Source organism: Halomonas sp. BMC6 (assembly GCF_964204995.1).
GTDB lineage: Bacteria > Pseudomonadota > Gammaproteobacteria > Pseudomonadales > Halomonadaceae > Vreelandella.
Genome location: NZ_CAXNSH010000001.1, coordinates 3,454,355 through 3,476,210, shown reverse-complemented (window position 1 = coordinate 3,476,210; position 21,856 = coordinate 3,454,355). Strand labels below are relative to the sequence as shown.

The window sequence follows — 21,856 nt, the reverse complement described above, 5'->3', positions numbered from 1 at the left end:
ATCACAGCCCGTCTCGTGCGGGCTGTTTTTTTGCCAACCTGAACCGTCACATCGACTAAGGATTGTAATGAAGGCGATCATCAACGTTGGCCTCGTTGGCTATGGGTTTGCGAGCAAGACGTTTCACGCCCCTTTGATTCAAGCGACCGAAGGGCTGGATTTAGTGGCCGTCTCGTCGAGCGATGCGGCCAAGGTGAAAGCGGATCTGCCCAATGTCGAGGTAGAAAGCCAAGCGCTGGCGCTATGTAAGCGACCGGATATCGATCTCATCGTCATTCCCACGCCGAACGACACACACTTCCCGTTGGCCAAAGCGGCCCTCACGGCAGGGAAACACGTGGTGGTCGATAAGCCGTTTACCGTTACGCTCTCCGAGGCCAAACAGCTTAAAGCCCTGGCGGTTGATAAAGAGCGGCTGATATCGGTCTTTCATAACCGCCGTTGGGATAGCGATTTCCTGACACTGAAAGCGCTCTTGGAAGCAGGGACGCTGGGGCGGATAACGGGATTCGAATCGCGCTTTGACCGTTTCCGCCCAGAAGTACGGGATCGCTGGCGAGAAAAGGCCACGCCAGGGGGCGGGATCTGGTACGACTTGGGGCCTCACCTGCTGGATCAAGCGTGCGAACTGTTCGGTCTGCCCCATGCCATATTCCTAGAGCTGGGCGTACGGCGTGATGGCGCCAAAGCCGATGATGACTTTCTCGCCCTGCTAGAGTACGACGGTCGACGCGTCAGTTTGAGTGCGGGCACGCTGGTTGCCGAGCCGACGCCGCGTTACCGTCTCCACGGCACGAAAGGTAGCTATATCAAATATGGCCTAGATCCGCAGGAAGATCGCTTGAAAGCCGGAGAGGTGCCGTCCCCATCCTGGGGAGAGGATAGCCCTGGAACGCTTACCCTGCGCGAGGGAGACGGCGAAGACGCACCGCTCGTCCGTCACGAGCACCCCACGCTACCGGGTGATTACCTAGCGTATTACCAAGGCGTGAGTGCGGCGATTCGTGATAAAGCGCCGCTGCCCGTGGATATCGATGACGCCCTGCGTAGCATGGCCCTGCTGGAAGCTGGCCTAGATAGCCACCGCCAGCGTCGCTGGATCTCGCTCAAGCATCATCTGTAATGCACCGCAGCCAGAACGCCTAGCGCGTTCTGACTGTGGAGCCAAACAGTTACAGCAAATCCATGTTGCTACTGCGCCGCTCTTCGCGCAACTTATCCCGCGCAATATAGAGCGCCGCGATGGCGCGCGCTTCGTGGAAGTCCTCGCGCATGAGTAGGGCAGGCAGCTCTTCGATGGCATGGGTCTCCACAATCAGCGGCTCTGGCTCGTCACCCGGTAAGCGCTTGGGGTAGAGGTCCGTTGCCATTAACACCTGCATGCGGTGGCGCATATAGTTGGGTGCTAGTGACAGCTCCACCAACGGCTCAATGCGGTGTGCACCGAAGCCGCACTCCTCCATCAGCTCGCGATTGGCGGCGGTGATTATGTCTTCGCCGGGGTCGACCAAACCTTTGGGAAGCGTCAGCACATAATCTTCGAACCCCGCAGCATACTCCCGAATGAGCAGTACATGGTCCGGGTCGGGCATGGCAATAATCATCACCGCGCCGCGGTCAGCGCCCGTGAGTCGCTCGAACTGTCGCTCCTCGCCGTTGGAGAAACGTAAATCCAACGACTCGATTTGGAACAGGCGGCTTTGGGCAACGCGCTGTCGCCCCAGTATTTGCGGCTTGCGTGGATAGCCGCTCGGCGTATGGTCGTTGGCTGTATCGTCGCGTGACATTCTGCCTCCGTGGCTGCAAAAAACGGGTTACGCTACAATAGCACGCTTACTCTTTCAGACTGGAGCGGCAATGATTGATTGGCGCGAGATCGATACCGTCCTGCTCGACATGGACGGCACGCTGCTAGACCTTCACTTCGACAGCCACTTTTGGCTCGAACATCTGCCACGTCGCTACGTAGAGCTGCATCAGCTCGACCAAGCCAGTCAGGATGCACTCAAAGCACGCATCATGGGTGAGCAGGGCACGCTGAACTGGTACAGCCTCGCCTACTGGAGCCGCGAGCTGAACGTGGATATCGTTGCCCTCAAGCGCGAAGTGCAGCACTTGATTGGGCTACGCAGCGATGCTTTGGATTTCCTCACATGGCTCAAGCAAGCTCACCCCAGAGTGGTGCTTGCTACGAATGCCGACCGCGCAAGCCTCGCATTAAAACTCCCGCTCACGGGGTTGGAAAACTACCTAGACGCCATCATCTCATCAGAAGACGTGGGCGCGGCCAAAGAGGAGCAAGCCTTCTGGTTTGCACTTCAAGAACGCGAGCCGTTCGACCCTGCCCGCACGCTCTTCATCGATGATAACCCCCGCGTGTTGGAGAGCGCCCGCGAGTTTGGCATCCGACATCTGCTGGGTATCAAGCAGCCCGATAGCCAGCGCCCTGAAAAAGAGCTACAGGAATTCATTGCCCTTGACCGATTTGCCCAACTGCTGCCCGCTGACCTGCCGGGGCAGCACTCACCTAGCTGAGGAGAGCGTATGAGTGACAGCGTTCGCTTGGATAAGTGGCTGTGGGCAGCGCGGTTTTTCAAAACCCGTGCCCTAGCCAAAAAAGCCATTGAGGGCGGAAAGGTCCACTACGACGGTGCCCGTGTCAAAACCAGCAAGAACGTTGAGCTGGGAGCCCTGATTCGTGTACCTCAAGGCTGGGATATTTTCGAGGTGGAGGTCACTGCGCTTTCGGATCAGCGTCGTGGCGCCCCAGAAGCACGTAAGCTCTATGCAGAAACCGAAGAGAGCGCGAAACGCCGTGCCAAAGAAGCCGAGGCGCGCCGTTTGACCAATGAAGCCATGCAGCATCCTCTCAAGCGTCCCGATAAAAAGCAGCGGCGCGATATCCAGCGTTTTCAGCGTCAGCAAGGGGAGTAAGCCGTCGCTTACCCCTACGCTCTCCCATGACTCCTTCTTCTTATGGTCTCGTTATGTCCGATCAAATCCAACGTTTTCTGTTCGACCAAACCAACGTGCGGGGCGAAATCGTCACGCTCGGCACCGCTTACCATGAAGTGCTCGACCGCCACGCCTACCCACCTGCGGTCAACCAGCTGCTAGGTGAGCTGCTGGCGGCGGTGGCGTTACTGACCGATACCGTAAAGCTCGATGGCACGCTGAGCATCGAGGTCCGCGGCCAAGGGGCGCTCGCCCTGCTCATGGCCGAATCCAACCCTGGTGGCGAGCTGCGAGCCATTGCCCGTATTGCCGAAGACGCCGCGTTGCCCAGCGAGCACGCCAGCTTCCGCGAGCTGGTAGGCGAGGGCCAAATCGTGATTACCCTCGACCCGCGCGAAGGGCACCGCTACCAAGGGATCGTCGCGCTGGACCACGATACTCTGGGCGGGTGTTTGGAAGCCTATTTCGGCCAATCTGAGCAGTTGCCGACTCGGTTATGGCTGGCGGCCGATGGCGAGCGAGCTGGCGGTTTGCTGCTTCAGCGATTGCCGGATGCCTCGCAGAACCAGGATGTCGATGCCTGGGAGCGTAGCGTACATCTGGCGGATACCATCAAGCCCGAGGAACTGTTGGGGTTGGAGCAGCGAGAAGTGCTCTATCGTCTCTACCATGAAGAGACCGTGCGGGTCTTCGAACCGAAAGCACTGCGTTTTGGCTGCACCTGCTCTCGGGAGCGTATGAGCCACGCCCTTTACACGCTGGGCAAAGAGGAACTCCGCGATATTCTGCGCGAACAAGGGGCTATTGATACGCAATGCCACTTTTGTCACACGAAATATCACTACACCGCCGCCGATATTGAAATTTTATTGGAAGACCCGGGCGCGCCGCCGCCGGTGATTCACTAATTGTGTAGTCGGCCCTTAGCACGCAGGCTGTTTGGCCCCTGGGCTGCATCCCCCATGTCGCCCCGCCTAGCGGCCGAATGGCAAACGAGTGTTTGAAAACATACTGCGCTGCAACACAAAATGTAGTGTCATTGTAGTAGTTTAACTACAAGATATTTGGTCAAAGCCCCCGTTTCCCGGGGGTTTTCTTTTTGCCATAATGCGCCGGACTTCAGCGCACCTAGCCGGCTGTGACCGCCATGCCAGCGGCTAGGATGATTTCTCAAGGCGTCGGCGACGCCCGGTAAACATAGAGACCCAGGAATCGACATGACCACGACTCAAGCCGCTCCCCAAGCCCACGTCAATCTCAGCAGCGCCGAACTGATCGAGCGCGCCGTGGCCCGTGGTGAAGGCCGCCTGTCCGCCAATGGTGCTCTGGTAGTAAACACCGGCCTGCGCACTGGGCGTTCGCCGAAAGATCGTTATATTGTCGATGAACCCACGACCCGCGACAGCATCGACTGGGGTAGCGTCAACCGCCCCTTCGACGCGGAAAAGTTTTCAGCCCTGTGGGCGCGCGTGGAAGAGCACCTGGGCGGCGTCGAGCATTTCGTCTCTGAACTGCATGTCGGCAGCGATGCCACTCACTACCTGCCGGTACGCGTGACCACGGAAACCGCCTGGCAGAACCTGTTTGGTCGCACCATGTTCGTCCGCCCGCAGGCCTACAACCAGGCGGCCAAAGAGGAGTGGACGATTCTTAACGCCGCTGGCTTCGAGTGTGACCCGAACCGCGACGGCACCAATTCCGATGGCTGCGTCATCATCAATTTCGCCGAGCGTAAAGTGCTGATCGCTGGTATGCGCTACGCAGGCGAAATGAAGAAAGCCATGTTCTCCGTTCAAAACTTCCTGCTGCCCGCTTCCGACGTGCTGCCGATGCACTGCTCGGCCAACGTGGGCGAAGATGGTGAGACCTGCTTGTTCTTCGGTCTCTCTGGCACCGGTAAAACCACGCTGTCTGCCGACCAGGCGCGCTTCTTGATTGGTGATGACGAACACGCCTGGGGCGACGGTATCGTCTTCAACATGGAAGGCGGCTGCTACGCCAAGTGCATCGACTTGTCTGAGAAGAACGAGCCGGTCATCTGGAACGCGATCAAGTTCGGCACCGTGCTGGAAAACGTCGTACTCGACGACCGCCGCGAGCCGGATTACGCCGACGACAGCCTGACTCAGAACTCCCGCGCGGCTTACCCGCTGGAGCACGTCGAAAAGCGGGTCGCGGAAAATCTGGCAGGCGAGCCGAACGCCATCGTCTTCCTGACCTGCGATATGTCCGGTGTGCTGCCGCCGGTTTCCGTGCTGTCCAAAGAAGCAGCGGCTTACCACTTCCTGTCAGGTTACACGGCCAAAGTCGGTTCCACCGAAATGGGCTCGTCCGAAGGCTTGGCGGCGACGTTCTCCACCTGCTTCGGGGCACCATTCTTCCCGCGCCCGGCCCGTGAGTACGCGGACCTGCTCATCAAGCGCGTCGAGAAAAAAGACGCTCAGGTTTACTTGGTCAATACTGGCTGGACCGGCGGTGCGTACGGTGAAGGCGGCTCGCGTTTCTCCATTCCAACCACCCGCGCGATCATTAGCGCCATCCAGTCGGGCATTCTTCGTGATGTGGACACCAAGCACATCGATGGCCTGAACTTGGATGTGCCAGTCGCCGTACCGGGTGTCGATTCCAGCCTGCTCGACCCTCGCGAGACCTGGGCAGACCGCGACGCCTATGACCGCCACTTGCAAGAGCTGGCCACGAAATTCGTCGATAACTTCAAGAAATTTGAGGGCGTTAACGAAGCGATCATTCAAGCGGGCCCGCAGTTGACGTAATTTTTTACGCCTCGCTGTAAGTTGTCGAACGTACGGACAACTAAGTAGTCAGAAAGGGACGGTGCCACGGCACTGTCCCTTTTTCATATCTGCTTGTTTCTCTTTGCTATTCGACCGTTGTCGATGGGAGTCACGCCAATGAAACGTCGCCACTTTTTAGGCTTGGCAGGGTTGACCGGTTTAGCCGGTGTGCTGCCAGGGGTCTCGTTCGGTTTTCCTCGTCTCGATCTCGAAGCCGCGCCTGGGTTGGAAAAACTGGAACTGAGTGAAGAGGCGTGGCGGGAGCGCCTCTCGGACGACGCCTTTTACGTACTGCGTGAAGAGGGCACCGAAGCGGCGTTCTCGAGCCCTTTGGATAAACAGTACGGTGAGGGCGAGTACCGTTGTGCAGGCTGTGATTTGCTGCTGTTCACCAGTGCTATGAAGTACGACTCGGGCACGGGTTGGCCGAGTTTCTTCGAACATGTCGAAGGTCACTTGCTGACCAAGCTGGATTTCAAACTGGTTTGGCCGCGCACCGAGTACCACTGCGCACGCTGCGGTGGGCACCAAGGCCACGTCTTCGAAGATGGTCCCGAGCCTACCGGCCTGCGCTGGTGCAACAACGGCGTAGCGCTGCGTTTCGTGCCCGCCTAGCGGTATGGGGTGTCGGCCACTCAGTCCATGCGACCCAAGCCATGCCACCCCAGGTGGTTTGTGGTACCTTGTCGGCACCTCGAATGCTGCATGAGTTAGTTGCACGTTATGGATGTCAAACAACGCATTACTGCACGCTTGGCTGAAGAGCTAAGCGTCCGGCCTGAACAGGTCGCCGCTACGGTAGAGCTTCTGGATGGGGGCGCTACCGTGCCTTTTATTGCCCGTTACCGTAAAGAAGTCACCGGCGCGCTGGATGATACGCAGCTTCGCCAGTTGGACGAACGCCTGCGCTACCTGCGCGAGCTGGAAGAGCGTCGTGAGGCGGTGCTAGCCGCCATCGATGAACAGGGCAAACTGGATTCGACCCTCAAAGCGACCATTCAAGCCGCCGATACCAAGCAGCGTTTGGAAGATTTATACCTCCCCTTCAAGAAAAAGCGCCGCACCAAAGCGCAAATTGCCCGTGAAGCGGGGCTGGAGCCGCTGGCGGATGCACTGCTGGCAAATCCAACGCTTGAGCCCGAAAGCGAAGCCGCCCACTACCTGCGGGAAGCCGAAGGGGATATCCCCGCCATTGACGATGCCAAAGCGGCGCTGGATGGTGCCAAGCAGATTCTGATGGAGCGCTTTGCAGAAGACCCCGAGCTGATTGGTCAACTGCGCGAGCGGCTATGGCAAGAGGGCGAACTTAGTGCCCGTGTGCTGGAGGGCAAACAGCAGGACGGCGCGAAGTTCTCCGACTACTTCGAGCACGATGAAAAGCTGGCGAAAGTGCCCTCGCACCGGGCGCTGGCCATGTTCCGTGGTCGCAACGAAGGTATCCTGAGCTTGGCGATCCGCTTGCCGAGTGAAGACGACGCGCCGATTCATCCCGCGCAAGTGGCGATTGCCAAGCAGGTGGGCATTAGCGATGAGGGGCGCGCGGCGGATAAGTGGCTGAGCGAAGTGGTGCGCTGGACCTGGCGTGTGAAACTTTACACTGCGCTGGAAACCGAGCTGCTGGGCCGCCTGCGTGAGCAGGCCGAACAGACTGCCATCGACGTGTTTGCCGCCAACCTCAAAGACCTGCTCCTGGCAGCGCCTGCCGGTCAGAAAGTGACTCTGGCACTCGACCCCGGCCTGCGTACCGGCTGTAAAGTAGCGGTGATCGATGCCACCGGCCAGTTCGTCGACCAAGCCACCATTTATCCCCATGCGCCGCAAAACCGTTGGGACGAGTCGCTCAACGTGCTCGCTAAGCTGGTCAAGCAGCATGGCGTTGAGTTGATCGCCGTGGGTAACGGCACCGCCAGCCGAGAAACCGACAAACTAGCGGGTGAGCTGGTAAAAGCGCTGGCGCCTGCCCACCGGCTGAGCAAGGTGATGGTGTCCGAGGCGGGCGCATCGGTGTACTCGGCATCTGAGTACGCTGCGCGCGAACTGCCGGATCTCGACGTGACCATTCGCGGTGCCGTCTCGATTGCCCGGCGTTTGCAAGACCCCTTGGCCGAGCTGGTGAAGATCGAACCCAAATCCATCGGCGTTGGCCAATATCAGCACGATGTTTCCCAAGTGCAGCTCTCGCGTAGCTTGGAAGCGGTCATCGAAGACTGTGTGAACGCCGTGGGCGTGGATCTCAACACCGCCTCCAGCGCGCTGCTGTCTCGTGTCGCAGGGCTAAGCGCCGCCATCGCCGAAAATATCGTGGCCCAGCGTAACGTGCAGGGGGCATTCAAGAGCCGTAAAGAGCTGCTGGAAGTGAGCCGTCTAGGCCCGAAAACCTTCGAGCAGTGCGCAGGCTTTCTACGCATTAGCAATGCCGAGAACCCGCTGGATGCCAGTGCCGTTCACCCGGAGGCCTATACGCTGGTGGAGCGTATCGCCAAGCAGAATAGCCGTGATGTGAAAGGCCTGATTGGCGACAGCGCCACTCTGAAAGCGCTCAAGCCCGCCGACTTCGCCGACGAGCGTTTTGGTGTGCCCACGGTGAGCGATATTCTCAAAGAGCTGGACAAACCCGGTCGCGACCCGCGCCCCGAATTCAAAGCTGCCGAATTCCGTGAGGGCGTCGAAACCCTCAAAGACCTCAAGCTGGGCATGGTGCTGGAAGGCACCGTCACCAACGTGACCCACTTCGGGGCGTTTGTGGATATTGGCGTTCATCAAGATGGCTTGGTGCATATCTCGGCGCTGTCCGACCGCTTCATCGATGACCCGCGCAGCGTCGTCAAAGCGGGCGATATCGTCACGGTCAAAGTGATGAGCGTGGACATTCCGCGGAAACGGGTAGGGCTATCCATGCGCCTGGATGACGAACCGGAACAGCCCGATGCGCCGGGCACCACGGCCTCGGCAGCGCCGCGTAAACCTGCTCGCAGCCAGCGCCAAGGTGGTCAGCGTCAGGGAGGTCAAGCCAATGAAGCCCCAGCCGCCATGGGCGCGCTGGGGGCTGCGTTACTCAAGGCCAAGCGGGGCAAATAGTCGCGTGTCTTGAATATTTAACCATTGCCGCCATATCCTGCTGTCTATTCTCGATTAGAAAGCAGGGTAATGGTTATGGCAATGCCAGCTGACGTCAACAAGGCCTGCTCGATGCAGGCCTTACTAACAAGGAGTGTTCACCTTGTCTGAACCACTCACTGTGCCACCTTCGCTCACCGCCCAGGTAGAGCGGCTGCTGCCGAGTGCACGGCTAGGGCGTTTAGGGCGCTTGCGTCGCGGGCTAGAGAAAGAGGGGCTGCGTGTCGATGCCAACGGCCATATTGCGCAAACGGCGCATCCCCATGCGCTCGGGTCGAAGCTGACTCACCCGCATATCACCACCGATTACTCCGAGGCGCTACTAGAGTACATCACCCCGGTGTACTCCGAGCCGAAAGAGGCGCTGGCCTTTTTATCCGACCTGCACACCTTTACCTATCACCACTTGGAAAACGAGTGGATTTGGCCGGGTAGCATGCCCTCAAGGCTGTCAGGTAACGATAGCGTTCCCATTGCGGATTACGGCAGCTCCAACGTGGGCACCATGAAGCATGTCTATCGCAAGGGACTGGATGTGCGCTACGGGCGTATCATGCAGGCCATCGCCGGCGTGCATTACAACGTATCGTTGCCGGAGGATATGTGGCACGCCCTGCGGGAAATGGAAAAAGCCACCAATATTCCCTTCAACGACTACCGCTCGACTCGTTATTTCGGAATGATTCGTCACTTCCGCCGCCATAGCTGGCTGTTGCTCTATTTGTTTGGTGCCTCTCCGGCCATCGACAAGAGCTTCCTGCCCCATGGCCAAGTGCCGGATAAGCTCCAGCCGCTGAGTGACGACACCTACTACGCGCCTTATGCCACGACGCTACGCATGTCGGATCTCGGCTACCAAAACAAGGTGCAGTCGCAGCTCAAAATTTGCTTCAACTCGCTGTCGAATTACGTCAATACGCTGCGTCACGCCATCTCCACGCCCTGGCCCGATTACGAGGCGCTGGGCGTTAGAAACGGCGATGAGTGGCAGCAGCTCAATGCCAATATCCTGCAAATCGAAAACGAGTACTACAGCGACATTCGGCCCAAGCGCGTCGCCAAGCACAACGAAACGCCAAGCCAAGCGCTGGAAGCTCGGGGCGTCGAGTACATCGAAGTGCGCTGCCTGGATCTCAACCCGTTCGACCCGCTGGGCGTGACCGAAACCCAGATGCGCTTTGTCGATACGTTCTTGATGTGGTGTTTGCTCAGCGACAGCCCTTGGATCTCCGACGAAGAGTGTGATCGTTTAGACGATAACCGCCGTTTGGTGGTGGAGCGGGGGCGCGACCCGGACCTGCGCCTAATGCGGGATGGTGAGTCGGTCACGCTGCCTGAGTGGAGTGAGCAAATCTTTGCGGAAATGAGGGAAGTGGCGCGATTGCTCGATGCGGTCGAAGAGGGTGCGCCTCATGCCGCTGCGCTCGACGACCTGGCACCGCGTCTCGAAGACCCATCGCTAACGCCGTCAGGAAAGATGCTGGCGCGTTTACAGGAAGGTAATGGCTCGCTTAGCGACACGCTGCTTGAGATGGCCCAGGCACAAGCGGATAAGCTGAAAACTACGCCAATGCTGCGCTCACGCGAAGCGCTGTTGGCGCAGTTGATCGATACCTCGCATCAGCAGCAGCGGGATATCGAAGAGGCCGATCAAGAGAGCTTTAGCGCGTTTCTTGAAAGCTATTTTGCCAAAGCGCGTGAGTCACGGGCGCTGTCTGCACTCCCCTCCGAGGACGCTCAATGATTACACCCGCCATTCGTCCGGCAGCGCTCGCCGGTGTTGCCTTTTGCGTAATGATGATGGCCGTCGCCTTGAGCCTCGAACACATCGTCGGTTTGGAACCTTGCCCGCTGTGTATCTTTCAGCGTGTTGCGGTCATTGCGGCAGGGTTGGTGTTGGCGGTAGCGGCCATTCATAACCCCAAAGGCGGTGTAGGCAAAGGCATCTACGGCGTATTAGGGCTTGCGGCCGTGGGCACTGGCGCGTTCATTGCCGGTCGCCACGTATGGCTACAAAGTCTGCCTGCCGATGAAGTGCCGAGCTGCGGCCCGGGGCTCGATTACATGATGGACATTCTGCCCATGCAGGAGGTCGTGGCGATGGTGCTGACAGGGTCAGGCGAGTGCGCCGAGATCGACTTCATGCTGTTAGGCCTCTCGTTGCCCGCCTGGACGCTGATTGGCTTTTTAGTGCTCGCGCTGGTGCCACTGCGTATTCTATGGCTGGCCATTAAGCGCTAGGATAGGCGTCAGGCGGTCGAGTTAGTCGCGGCTGCCTGACGTAATCGTTGACTATCGAAGGCACACTATCCAGTATCAAGGAAATCATCTCCGCCACGATTGACAGAGGTAGAAGGAAAGGCGAGTCTAGCCCTGTTCAAGGCGGCTATCTGCAAGGAGAAAGCCCCATGCTCGAAGATTGCAAAAATGCCCTGGAGCGCTGGGGGGGCGTGCACAGCCTGATCGACCGCTGGCTGGACCAACGCCGTGCGCTGCTGGTGAGCTTCATTGAGCTAAAAGATGCCTGCGACGTAGAGCTAGAGGCCGTCAGCAAGGCGCGCATCGATACCTTTAGCGAACTGCTGATGGATTACATCAGCGCCGGACACTTCGAGGTGTATCCGCAGCTAGCGGAAGAAGCCAAAGCGTTCGACGACGACAGCGCACTCCAGATCGCCGCTAAACTGCTCGAACGGCTAGAGATGTCCACGGCCATGGTGCTGGAGTTCGACGAGGATTTCGCCTCTCCGGTGCGCTGCCAGCAGAACCTGGCGCGGCTTCCCGCTTGGATCGACCGCCTCGCCAAAGGGCTGACCGAGCGCTTTGCATTGGAAGACCAGCTCATCGCCCGGCTACACGCTGCCCACAGCCCTCAGCAGGCCAAGTCTCCCGCTTGACACCTCCTCCTCAGGCAGCGCACGTCGCTGCCTGAATCACAACGGTTCACCGCCCAGCCTTTACTTGTTACGCCTCAACGCCCCGCCAATCACCAGCATGCAGGGAGTGAGCAGCAGGGTAAGGGCGGTGGCAAAGGTGAGGCCGCCAGCGATCGCGCTGGACATCTGTGTCCACCACTGGGCGGAAGGGGCGTTGAACCCAAGCGCCGGGGCGAAGAGGTTCACGTTCACCCCTAATACCATCGGCATCAAACCTAGCACCGTGGTAATGGCCGTGAGCAACACGGGCCGCAGGCGTAAGCAACCCGCTTCCAACGCCGCCTGCGCAGGTGGCATGCCATCGGCGCGTAGCTCGTTATAGGTATCGATCAGCACGATATTGTTGTTCACCACGATGCCTGCCAGCGCGATGACCCCCATACCCACCATGACGATGCCAAAAGCCTGCCCGGTAATGAGCAGCCCCATCAACACCCCGGCTGTAGAAAACACAATCGCCGAGAGCACCAGCGCTGCCTGGTAGTAGCTATTGAACTGCGTCACCAGAATCAGCGCCATCAAGCCAATTGCAATCAAGAAGGCACCGACCAGAAACTGCATCGACTCCTGCTGATCCTCCTGTTCACCGGCGACGTTGACCATCAAGCCGTCGGGCAATTGACCTTGGCCTGCGTCTAATAGCGCGCGCAGCCGCTCATCGGCTAAGAACCCTGGCGCTAAGTCAGCCTCTACCGTAATGGCACGGCGGCCATCGATACGGTTGAGCGTGCCCACTTTCGGCGCAGGGGTGATCTCTACAAAGTGTGAAATCGGTACCTGACCGCGCGGGGTATTAATCGTCAAACGCTCGAGCTGGTTCAGCGTGCGCCAGTTCTCCGGCAGTCGCACCCGAATATCCACCTCGTCGTTTACCGAGGGCGGGCGGTAAGACGCTACTTGCAGACCGGTCGTGAGTAGCTGCACGGCGCTACCAATCGTGGTGATGTCGGTTCCCATGCGGGCGGCGGCTTCACGATCCACGTTCACCTGCCACTCGACCCCCGGCAAGCTGCGGTTATCCTGAATATCGGTGAAACCGCCCAGTTGGCGCATCATGGCCGTCAGTTGGTCGACCCCCGCATCGGCAACCTCTGGGTCGGTCGCACTGACCTCCAGCACGATGGGTTTGCCACCGCCGGGGCCCATCTCCTGCTCTTGGAACTCCAAGGTAATACCCGGGATATCCTGCGTACGTTCGGCCATATCCGCCAGAATAGTGCGCGCGGGGCGGCGCTGGTGCCAGTCGATGAACTGAAACTGCAGCATGCCAATCACATCGCTGCCCATCTGTTGATCGGGCACGGCATAAGAGCGCGCATAGAGCGCTTCCACTTCGCTCAGTCCGCCCAGCCGCTGCTCCACGCGCTGCAAAATGGCATCGGTTTCCTCCGCCGAAAAATCACCGCGGGCGCGCACCAGTACCTGAGCGCTGTCCGGCTCGACGTTAGGGAAGAAATCCACGCCATGATTGAAGCGCGCATAGCCGGTGTAGAGCAGGGCAATCAGCAGTACCGCAAACAGCAATACCCAGGCAGGATGCTGAAGCAGGCGGCTCAAGATCCGACGATACCCACGCCCAAGCGCTGTACTTTCATCTATCGGCCCGGTGCCACTCGCCTGCGAGGTGCGGGTGAACAGGCGGCCAAGGGTGGGCAGAAATACCAGCGCCATGGCCAGCGAGGCCAGCAAACACAAAATCACCGTGGCGGGTAGGTACTTCATGAATTGGCCTACCACGCCGGGCCAGAACAGCAGCGGGATGAATACGGCGAGTGTCGTTGCCGTGGAAGCAATCACCGGCCAGCTCATGCGCGAGGCCGCGTTGAGCCATGCTTGATGCGGCGCTTGGCCTTCGTGCAGGTAGCGGTCCGCCAGCTCGCTGACCACGATGGCTCCATCCACCAGCATGCCCGCCACGAGAATCAGCGCAAACAGCACCACGATATTGAGCGTAAAACCAAACGCCCACACCAGCAGAATACCGGTGAGAAATGCCCCCGGAATCGTCAGCCCCACCAGCAGCGCCATCCGCCAGCCCATTACCGCTACCACCACGATCAGTACCAGCACCACGGCGGTCAACACGTTATTGAGCAGCTCAGACAGCATGCTCTGGACCGTGACGGACTCGTCCAAGATGGTCGTGACGCGCAGCTGCTCGGGCAGTAAGTCCTCTGCTTGGGCAAAGGTCGCGCGCACTGCCTCGATGGTGGCGATGATATTGGCCCCCGCACGTTTGGAAATTTCCAGCACCACGGCGGGCTGACCATCAATGCGGGCGAACCCTTCGGCCTCTTTGTAGGTAGGGTGAATCCAAGCCACGTCGCCAAAGGTGACGACTTGATCACCCTCGACCTTTACAGGCATGTTCATCACATCGTTCAGCGACTCGATAATGCCGGGCACTTTGAGTGCCAGCCGCCCCGCGCCGGTATCCAGGCTACCGGCTGCCACCAAACGGTTATTGCGGGAAACTTGGTTGAAGAGGGTATCGAAATCGACGCCGTAGCTCTCTAGCACCAGTGGGTCGACGACGATTTCTAAAAGGTCCTCACGCTCCCCGGCGATGTCCACTTCCAGCACGTCGGCGATGCCTTCGATTTCCTCTTTCAGTCGCCGAGCGATGGTCATACGCTCGCGGGTATCCAGGTCGCCGGAGAGGCCGATGCTCAGAACGGGAAACTCGGAGACATTCACCTCCATCACCCTGGGTTCTTCTGCTTCATCAGGCAGGCTGCTGCGGGCAATATCCACGCGCTCGCGTACATCGGCCAGCGCGGTGTCAGGGTCAAAACCGGGGTCGAACTCCAGCGTTACCGATCCATGCCCTTCGCTGGATTGCGCAGTAAATTTACGCAGCCCTTCGATACCCCGAAGCTCTTGCTCCATGGGGCGAACCAGCAGCCGCTCGCCATCTTCGGGGCTGACGCCCTCTAGAGCGAGCGAGACGTAGATGATCGGAATCGTCACGTCCGGGTTCGCCTCCTTGGGAATCATCTGCCATGCAGCAGTGCCCGCCAGCAGAAGCCCTACCAGCAGCAGCAGCGTAGTACGCGTATGGGTGAGGGCGGCATTAATCAGCTGTCGCATGTCCACCTTCCTGGGCAGGCACCGGCGTTACCGCGTCGCCGGGGTTCACCAAACCAGCCCCTAACGTAATGAGGGTGACCGGGTTGGGGAGTCCGCTGACGTAGGCGCGCTCGGTGTCGGCGCTCACCAGCTCGACGGCGGTTTGCACCACACGATCCTCGTCATCCAAGTGCTTGATGGCTAGCTGGCCCCGATCATCCAGGCTAAACAGCGCCGGGGAGAGCGTGTGGACCTGACGAGGCGGCAAAGTAATGGTGAACTCGGCGCTGCCGCCCGCCAGGCGCAGGCGCTCGGGGTTATCGAGCGCTACTTCGATATAGAAGGAGCGGGTAGCTTCTTCTGCCCGGCTGCTGATATAGCTGACTTCGCCGGTGAGCGAGCCGCCGTTGAGCAAGCGCGCCGTCACGGGCAAGCCAACGGCCAATTCGCCTACCTGCTGCTGAGACACCCAGGCGGTGCCGGTCAAGCGGCGGTCATCAATCAAGCGCGCCCACTCTTCGCCAGGCTGGAGCAGATCGCCAAGCTCCACCTGTACGCGGTCTAATACGCCCTCGAACGGGGCCGTGGGGCGAGTGTCTTGTAGTTGCTTCTCGAGCTGAGCTACTTGGGCCGCGCTGGCGCTGAGCGCACTCTGTAAGCGCAGCAGTTCCGGTTGTGAAATTAGCTCGCGACGGCGCAGGTTCTGGGCGCCAGCGTACTCGGCTTCGGCCAGCGCTAGCTCGTCTCTGGCCTGCTGTAAGCGCTCGGGCAGGGCATCGTTATCCAGCACGAGTAGCGTTTCGCCCTGGCGCACGCTTTCTCCTTGCTCAATCGGCTTCTCTGCTACATACCCCCCGACATTGGCACGCAGCACCGTTTCGCGCTCGGCGGTCAGCTGGCCCTGCAGCACCTGCTGGGGAATATAGGGCATGCTCTGCTGAGTGTTTACCTCGACGCGGGGGAGGGGCTCGGCTTCCTCTGCTGCACTTTCAGGAGGTGACGATTGAAACTGATGAAAATCGCCAACGGCCAGCCATACCACTAACGCCAGCACCAGAAGGCTTGCCAGCGCGTATGAGGGGGGAATTCGTCGCATGGGAAGTCACGGTTCCAAATAGGATGACAAAAGATAAAGAGCGCGGTAAGGAAGGTGCCGCAGCCCGTCACACCATAGCGTAACTGGCCGTTTTCAGCGAGTACCAAGCCCGCGGGCAAATGGGTAGTCGTCTCATGTCTGATTGAGTTTTTGAGCATCTGGGCATAACATCGTGGCGCTATTCTTTACCAGGCGAACCTCCATTAGGCGAACCATCAAGGAGCAATGATGAAAGATCCAGTACGTATTGCGATTACCGGCGGTGCCGGCCAGATCAGCTACTCTCTTATTTTCCGTATTGCCGCTGGCGACATGCTGGGGCCGGATCAGCCCGTCATTCTCCAGCTTCTCGAAATTCCTCAAGCGATGGACGCGCTGAACGGCGTCGTGATGGAAGTCAACGACTGTGCGTTCCCGCTGGTACAAGACATCGTTGCCACCGACGACCCGAACGTTGCCTTCAAAGATGCCGATTTCGCCCTGCTGGTAGGTGCGCGTCCGCGTGGCCCGGGTATGGAGCGTAAGGATCTGCTGGAAGCCAACGCCGCGATCTTCTCTGTACAAGGCAAAGCGCTGAACGACCACGCCAGCCGTGACGTCAAAGTGCTGGTCGTCGGTAACCCGGCCAACACCAACGCGCTGATTGCTTCTTGCAACGCGCCAGACCTGGACGCAGGCCAGTTCACTGCCATGACGCGTCTGGACCACAACCGCGCGCTGACGCAGCTGGCTCAGAAAACTGGCAAGCACGTTACTGACGTCGAAAACATGATCATCTGGGGCAACCACAGTGCCACCCAGTACCCGGATCTGGCCCAGTGCAAAGTCGACGGCAAAGCCGCTTTCGATCTGGTCGAGCGTGACTGGTACGAAAACGACTTCATCCCGACCGTTCAACAGCGCGGTGCCGCCATCATCAAAGCGCGCGGTGCGTCCTCTGCCGCTTCTGCTGCGTCTTCTGCCATCGACCACATGCGCGATTGGGCGCTGGGTTGCGACGGCATCGTCAGCATGGCGATTCCTTCCGACGGCAGCTACGGCATCGCCGAAGGCATCATCTACTCCTACCCGGTTCGTTGCCAGGGTGGCAAATACGAAATCGTACAAGGTTTCGAGCTGGATGCATTCAGCAAAGAGAAGATGCAAGCCACCGAGAAAGAACTGCGCGAAGAGCGTGCTGCCGTCGAGCACCTGCTCGGCTAAACGCGCCTGCTAAGCGCTTTTAACAAGCGGTTAGTCACGCAAAACCCCGCAAGATGTCTTGCGGGGTTTTTTGTTAGCCTCATTAATCAATTAATCCCGCAGGCTCATAATCCGCCAGTTTCGCTCTTCAGCCACTTGGCGTAGGGTGTCGTCGGGGTCGACGGCGACGGGGTGTTCGACTTTTTCCAACAGCGGGAGGTCGTTGTGGGAGTCGCTGTAGAACCAAGCGCCGTCCATCGTGAGGTCTTGGGCTTCCAGCCATGCTTGTAAACGAGTGACTTTGCCTTCTCGGTAGCTGGGCACGCCATCGACACGTCCGGTATAGCGGCCGTCGATCATTTCGGGTTCTACGGCGATTAAATCATCTACGCCCAGGCGCTCGGCGATGGGGCCGGTGATGAAACGGTTGGTGGCGGTAATGATCAGCAGCGTATCGCCTTTGGTACGGTGCCGAGCCAGCAGCTCTTCGGCTTTGGGTAGAATGTGCGGCTCGATCTTGCTGGCCATGAACTGCTGGTGCCACGCCGCTAGCTGTTCGGGGCTGTTATCGGCCAACGGCTTGAGCGCCATTTCCAAAAACGCCGCCATGTCCAGCGTGCCCGCATTGTAATCGGCCATGAAACGTTCGTTGGCTTCGCGGTACGCGACGGGGTCCACCGCCCCCTGTTCCAGCAAGAACTCACCCCAGGCATGGTCGCTGTCGATGGATAGCAGCGTATTGTCCAAATCGAAAATGGCCAGACTCACGGCGCTCCCCTTATTGGTTACGGTTGGTGGTGAATAGTGGACGTTGGTCGTGGGACATAAAGCGCCGGATTATCGCAGAGTCACCTAGGTTTAACCACTTAGCGCTATATTGTATTGATACGGTTGTCTCCCTTGTGGAAAAATGGGGACAACTGAAAATTTATGAAGGTGATGTCCGTGATCGACGCTGACGGCTTTCGCCCCAATGTTGGCATCATCATTGCCAATAGCCAGGGGCAGCTGCTTTGGGCGCGTCGTGTAGGGCAAAATGCGTGGCAGTTTCCCCAGGGAGGCATCAAAGCAAGCGAGACTCCACAACAAGCGCTTTTTCGTGAACTTCACGAAGAGATCGGCCTAACCGCCGACGATGTTGATATTGTCGCCTGCACCCGGGGCTGGCTGCGCTACCGTCTGCCACGACGCATGATTCGTACCCACTCACGGCCGGTCTGTATCGGCCAGAAGCAGAAGTGGTTTTTACTCAAAATTCGTTGCCAAGAAAACCGGATCTGTATGACGGCTACGCCCAAGCCGGAATTCGACGGTTGGCGATGGGTGAGCTACTGGTACCCGCTTGGGCAAGTAGTGCCGTTCAAACGCGAGGTTTATCGGCGCGCACTCAGGGAGCTTTCTCCGCGCGTGCAGCGCTTGGCACAAGATGACGAAGGATAACGCGCGTATCACTGCAGGGTAAGTGTAGTGGTAGCCAGCCGGACAATCCCTCAGCGAGGCAGATAATAGTGAATAGTAAAACGTCCATGCTTGAGGTGCTGCGACGCGTTATTCAAGAAGTGAATGGCGCACGAAACCTCGACGCCGCGCTGTCGACCATGGTTCGCCGCATACGCAAAGCCATGCAGACCGATGTGTGCTCCTTTTATCTCTACGATAAAGAGCTGGAGTCGCTCGTACTCATGGAAACCATCGGCTTGCGTACCCAAGCGGTTGGGCGTGTGGTACTTCCTTTGGGCGAGGGTTTGGTGGGCCTGGTTGCCAAGCGAAGCGAACCGCTCAACCTGGAAGATGCCCAATCGCACTCCCATTTCCGTTACTTCGAAGCCACCGGTGAAGAGCGCTACTCCAGCTTTCTAGGCGTGCCCATCATCCACCAGCGCCACATGCTCGGCGTGCTGGTGGTTCAGCAGGCGGAAAAGCGTCGCTACGACGATGAAGACGAAGCCTTTTTGGTGACCATGGCCGCCCAACTGGCGGGTGTGCTGGCACATGCGTTAGCCACGGGCAACCTGTCGCGCCCGGCGCTGCCCGGCGGGCAAGCCATGTTCAAAGGTGTCGCGGCGTCACCCGGTATGGCCATGGGCGAAGCCGTGGTGATCACACCGCCTGCCGACCTTAACAGCGTTCCTGACCTGATTCCCAGCGATCAAGAGTACGAAATTGCCCGCCTAAAAGAGGCCATCGGCAAAACCCGCGATGAAATTCGTGCGGCAGCGGAGCGCTTGGTCAACCGGATCTCTTCTCAAGAGCTGGCGCTGTTTGACGTATACCAGCAAATGCTGGGCGAAGCCGCGCTCTCCGAAGAGGTAGAGAAGCGTATTCGTGAAGGGCAGTGGGCGCCGGGGGCGCTCGCCGATGTCGTCCGCCGCCATGTGCAGTACCTTGAGCGCGTCGATGACGACTACCTGCGCGAGCGGGCGGCAGATATCCGCGACCTGGGCCGTCGCGTGCTGGCGCACCTGCAGGAGGATACGCCCTCCACGCCGGAAACCTACCCGGATAATGCCATCCTGGTCGGTGATGAAATCAGTGTGGCCATGCTGGGGGAAGTGCCTCGCGACAAGCTCAAAGGCCTCGTCTCAGTTCGCGGCTCTAGTACGTCTCACGTGGCGATCGTGGCCCGTGCCATGGGCATTCCCACCGTATTGGGCATGGTCGATTTGCCGCTGCCGCGTCTTAATGGCGCGCCCGTGGTGCTCGATGGGCATCGGGGGCGCTTGTTCGTTCGCCCCGCTGCCGAGCTGCAAACCCGCTACGCCAGCTTGATTGCCGAAGAGAAAGTGCTCAGCGAAGTACTGGAGCACGAGCAAGACCTCCCCAGCGAAACCCCCGACGGCCATGAGATGCCGCTGATGGTGAACACCGGTTTGGCAGTGGACGCCTCTGCTCTGCTCAAGAGCCGGATTGGGGGAGTAGGACTCTACCGCACCGAAGTGCCGTTCATGATCACCGAGCGCTTCCCCGGTGAGAAAGAGCAAATGCGTATGTACCGCGAGCAGTTGGAGGGCTTTGCGCCTCTGCCGGTCGTGATGCGTACGCTGGATATCGGTGGCGACAAAGACTTGCCCTACTTTCCCATCGAGGAAGCCAACCCGTTTCTGGGCTGGCGGGGCATGCGGGTGACCCTGGATCACCCCGAAGTACTGATGGTGCAGCTACGCGCCATGCTCAAAGCCTCGCACGATTTGGGCAATCTCTATGTCCTGTTCCCCATGATCACCAACGTCGAGGAAGTGGATGAAGCCATTCGTCTCCTCGACCGAGCTATCTTGGAGTTGGGCGAGGAGGGCATTAGCGTCGAGCGTCCCAAAGTGGGCGTGATGATCGAGGTCCCGGCCACCATCTACCAGATGGACGCGCTGGCCAAGCGTGTCGATTTCTTCTCGGTGGGGAGTAACGATTTAACGCAGTACCTGCTGGCGGTCGACCGTAACAACCCACGCGTCTCCAGCTTGTACGATGCGCTTCACCCGGCGCTGCTGGGGGCGCTGCAAGAACTCGCCCAAGATGCCAAACGGCTCGACAAACCCATATCGCTGTGTGGTGAACTAGCGGGTGACCCGGCGGGTGCACTGCTCTTGATGGCCATGGGCTTCACCAGCCTCTCCATGAACGCCCCCAGCCTGCCAAAAGTGCGTGCCGCAATTCGTCGGGTCTCCCTGACGGATGCGCAAATGCTGCTGAAAGAGATCATGCAGCTAGATACGCCTGCCCGAGTCCACGAGCATCTGAATAAACGACTGGATGAGTGGCAGCTGTCGCATCTGTTGCCTCCTCGGGATTAGGTCTCGGCTCGTTCGTTCAAGGCCGTCAATGTGGTATCGCCCAGAAAGCGGCCGAGCGGTCCAAAGCGCTGCTCGGTGAGAGTGGCATTGCCCAGGGCGTTCAGCGTCAGCCATGTGGTGGCGCGCGTACCATACTGCTCGCCCACGATGAACGCCGCCGACAGCTGGTGTTCGAGTGCGAGCCCAACGCCGGTATCCGGTAAGAGAGCTGGCTCGGCCAAGGCAGGATCGTGTAGTGCGCGACCGGTGTGACGCCGCCAGTGACGCGCCTCGTTCCCTGCAAGTGCCTGCCGCACGGCCTCGAGCTTGGGCCATGGCGTGTTCAAGCTAGCATTCGAAAGCCCATGAACCCCAGGGGCAACTTGCGACAGCGATACGCCCTCGTAACCTCGATGCAGGTGCCAGCAGTGGCGGGTCGTGGCGACCAGTAAATTGAAGCCTGCGTAGCGCTCGGCATGGTGACCAGCCAGCGCCTTGAGCCACTCTGCCGGACCGTCGGCGGTGAGCACGCCCGCAACTAATTCGCCCCGGCTGGGAGCGCTGTCGGGCGTCTTCAAGCGCGTGTCGCGGACGTTGGTGAGCGCTGCTATCACGCCACGCCGATTGGCTGCCAGCCACGTACCCCCCGCCTCCAAATCGCGGCCTCCGCATAGAGGGAGGTCCTGCCAAGCGCTTAGCGGAGCCGTGGCGCGCGCATGAAACTCATCGCGATTGCCTGCTAAGCGGAGCGGAGTCGCGCTACCGGGCGCCCAATGAAAGGTCATTAAACACATACATAGCCCTTGATCGGCAGTCGTCGTGCCGCCTGGTTGAAGTGGTGGGAGCGCGTGGCATGACAGGGGTGCGGTGTCGACGTACACTTAGCAGTGAAACGCGGGTCATCCACGTGAACCACCTACACGTAAGGGGCATGCTGCC

The 21,856-nt window shown here is 59.3% G+C and carries 18 protein-coding genes; 13 read left to right on the top strand and 5 right to left on the bottom strand.

What is annotated here, in order from left to right:
• Positions 1-67: 67 nt before the first annotated feature.
• Positions 68-1,123: an oxidoreductase gene (locus AB6K10_RS16825; RefSeq protein ID WP_339119394.1), complete on the top strand. Its 1,056-nt coding sequence runs from the start codon at positions 68-70 to the stop codon at positions 1,121-1,123.
• A 49-nt stretch (positions 1,124-1,172) separates the two neighbouring features.
• Here the strand turns inward: AB6K10_RS16825 and nudE are convergent, their stop codons facing one another.
• A complete protein-coding gene (nudE, locus tag AB6K10_RS16820) occupies positions 1,173-1,787 on the bottom strand; it encodes an ADP compounds hydrolase NudE (protein ID WP_339119393.1) in 615 nt (204 codons plus the stop codon).
• A gap of 70 nt (positions 1,788-1,857) precedes the next feature.
• Between nudE and yrfG the strand changes: the two genes are divergently transcribed.
• The 9 genes from yrfG to rsd all read left to right on the top strand — a co-directional run bounded on the left by yrfG (position 1,858) and on the right by rsd (position 11,764).
• Positions 1,858-2,535 (top strand): GMP/IMP nucleotidase, encoded by a 678-nt coding sequence (yrfG, locus tag AB6K10_RS16815; RefSeq protein ID WP_159342705.1) that lies wholly within the window; start codon positions 1,858-1,860, stop codon positions 2,533-2,535.
• A 9-nt stretch (positions 2,536-2,544) separates the two neighbouring features.
• Entirely contained in the window at positions 2,545-2,934 is a 390-nt protein-coding gene (gene hslR, locus AB6K10_RS16810) for a ribosome-associated heat shock protein Hsp15 (RefSeq protein WP_062361748.1), read from the top strand.
• Positions 2,935-2,987: 53 nt separating this feature from the next.
• Entirely contained in the window at positions 2,988-3,863 is an 876-nt protein-coding gene (gene hslO / locus AB6K10_RS16805) for an Hsp33 family molecular chaperone HslO (RefSeq protein ID WP_253015678.1), read from the top strand.
• A gap of 309 nt (positions 3,864-4,172) precedes the next feature.
• On the top strand, positions 4,173-5,729 hold the full coding sequence (locus AB6K10_RS16800; protein WP_253015680.1) for a phosphoenolpyruvate carboxykinase: 1,557 nt from the start codon (positions 4,173-4,175) through the stop codon (positions 5,727-5,729).
• Between the two features lie 138 nt (positions 5,730-5,867).
• Positions 5,868-6,365, top strand: a complete 498-nt coding sequence (gene msrB, locus AB6K10_RS16795; protein WP_159342701.1) for a peptide-methionine (R)-S-oxide reductase MsrB — start codon at positions 5,868-5,870, stop codon at positions 6,363-6,365.
• Positions 6,366-6,473: 108 nt separating this feature from the next.
• Positions 6,474-8,828 (top strand): Tex family protein, encoded by a 2,355-nt coding sequence (locus AB6K10_RS16790; RefSeq protein WP_339119392.1) that lies wholly within the window; start codon positions 6,474-6,476, stop codon positions 8,826-8,828.
• Between the two features lie 142 nt (positions 8,829-8,970).
• Positions 8,971-10,611, top strand: a complete 1,641-nt coding sequence (gene gshA / locus AB6K10_RS16785; RefSeq protein ID WP_339119391.1) for a glutamate--cysteine ligase — start codon at positions 8,971-8,973, stop codon at positions 10,609-10,611.
• The gene (locus AB6K10_RS16780) at positions 10,608-11,108 is read left to right on the top strand and encodes a disulfide bond formation protein B (protein WP_339119390.1); all 501 of its coding nucleotides are present in this window, start codon (positions 10,608-10,610) and stop codon (positions 11,106-11,108) included. Before gshA ends, AB6K10_RS16780 begins: the two co-directional genes overlap by 4 nt.
• Before the next feature lie 167 nt (positions 11,109-11,275).
• Entirely contained in the window at positions 11,276-11,764 is a 489-nt protein-coding gene (gene rsd / locus AB6K10_RS16775) for a sigma D regulator (RefSeq protein ID WP_159342697.1), read from the top strand.
• A 60-nt stretch (positions 11,765-11,824) separates the two neighbouring features.
• Here rsd and AB6K10_RS16770 read toward each other — a convergent pair whose 3' ends face one another.
• Together AB6K10_RS16770 and AB6K10_RS16765 are read right to left on the bottom strand one after the other, a co-directional pair.
• Complete coding sequence (locus AB6K10_RS16770) at positions 11,825-14,893, bottom strand: efflux RND transporter permease subunit (protein ID WP_339119389.1); 3,069 nt, start codon at positions 14,891-14,893, stop codon at positions 11,825-11,827.
• Positions 14,877-15,968: an efflux RND transporter periplasmic adaptor subunit gene (locus tag AB6K10_RS16765; RefSeq protein ID WP_339119388.1), complete on the bottom strand. Its 1,092-nt coding sequence runs from the start codon at positions 15,966-15,968 to the stop codon at positions 14,877-14,879. The genes AB6K10_RS16770 and AB6K10_RS16765 overlap by 17 nt, the downstream gene beginning before the upstream one ends.
• 228 nt (positions 15,969-16,196) lie before the next feature.
• On the opposite strand from AB6K10_RS16765, the gene AB6K10_RS16760 reads away from it, so the two are divergent.
• Positions 16,197-17,171, top strand: coding sequence for a malate dehydrogenase (locus AB6K10_RS16760; protein WP_016913321.1), 975 nt, complete (start codon positions 16,197-16,199; stop codon positions 17,169-17,171).
• Positions 17,172-17,261: 90 nt separating this feature from the next.
• Here AB6K10_RS16760 and AB6K10_RS16755 read toward each other — a convergent pair whose 3' ends face one another.
• Positions 17,262-17,918 (bottom strand): HAD family hydrolase, encoded by a 657-nt coding sequence (locus AB6K10_RS16755; RefSeq protein ID WP_253015692.1) that lies wholly within the window; start codon positions 17,916-17,918, stop codon positions 17,262-17,264.
• A gap of 177 nt (positions 17,919-18,095) precedes the next feature.
• On the opposite strand from AB6K10_RS16755, the gene AB6K10_RS16750 reads away from it, so the two are divergent.
• Positions 18,096-18,590, top strand: a complete 495-nt coding sequence (locus AB6K10_RS16750; protein ID WP_139527002.1) for an RNA pyrophosphohydrolase — start codon at positions 18,096-18,098, stop codon at positions 18,588-18,590.
• Positions 18,591-18,676: 86 nt separating this feature from the next.
• Complete coding sequence (gene ptsP / locus AB6K10_RS16745; RefSeq protein ID WP_339119627.1) at positions 18,677-20,938, top strand: phosphoenolpyruvate--protein phosphotransferase; 2,262 nt, start codon at positions 18,677-18,679, stop codon at positions 20,936-20,938.
• Here the strand turns inward: ptsP and AB6K10_RS16740 are convergent.
• Positions 20,935-21,711 carry an NRDE family protein gene (locus AB6K10_RS16740; protein WP_339119387.1) on the bottom strand — a complete coding sequence of 259 codons (777 nt, stop codon included), beginning with the start codon at positions 21,709-21,711 and terminating at the stop codon, positions 20,935-20,937. The genes ptsP and AB6K10_RS16740 overlap by 4 nt on opposite strands.
• Positions 21,712-21,856: the final 145 nt, after the last annotated feature.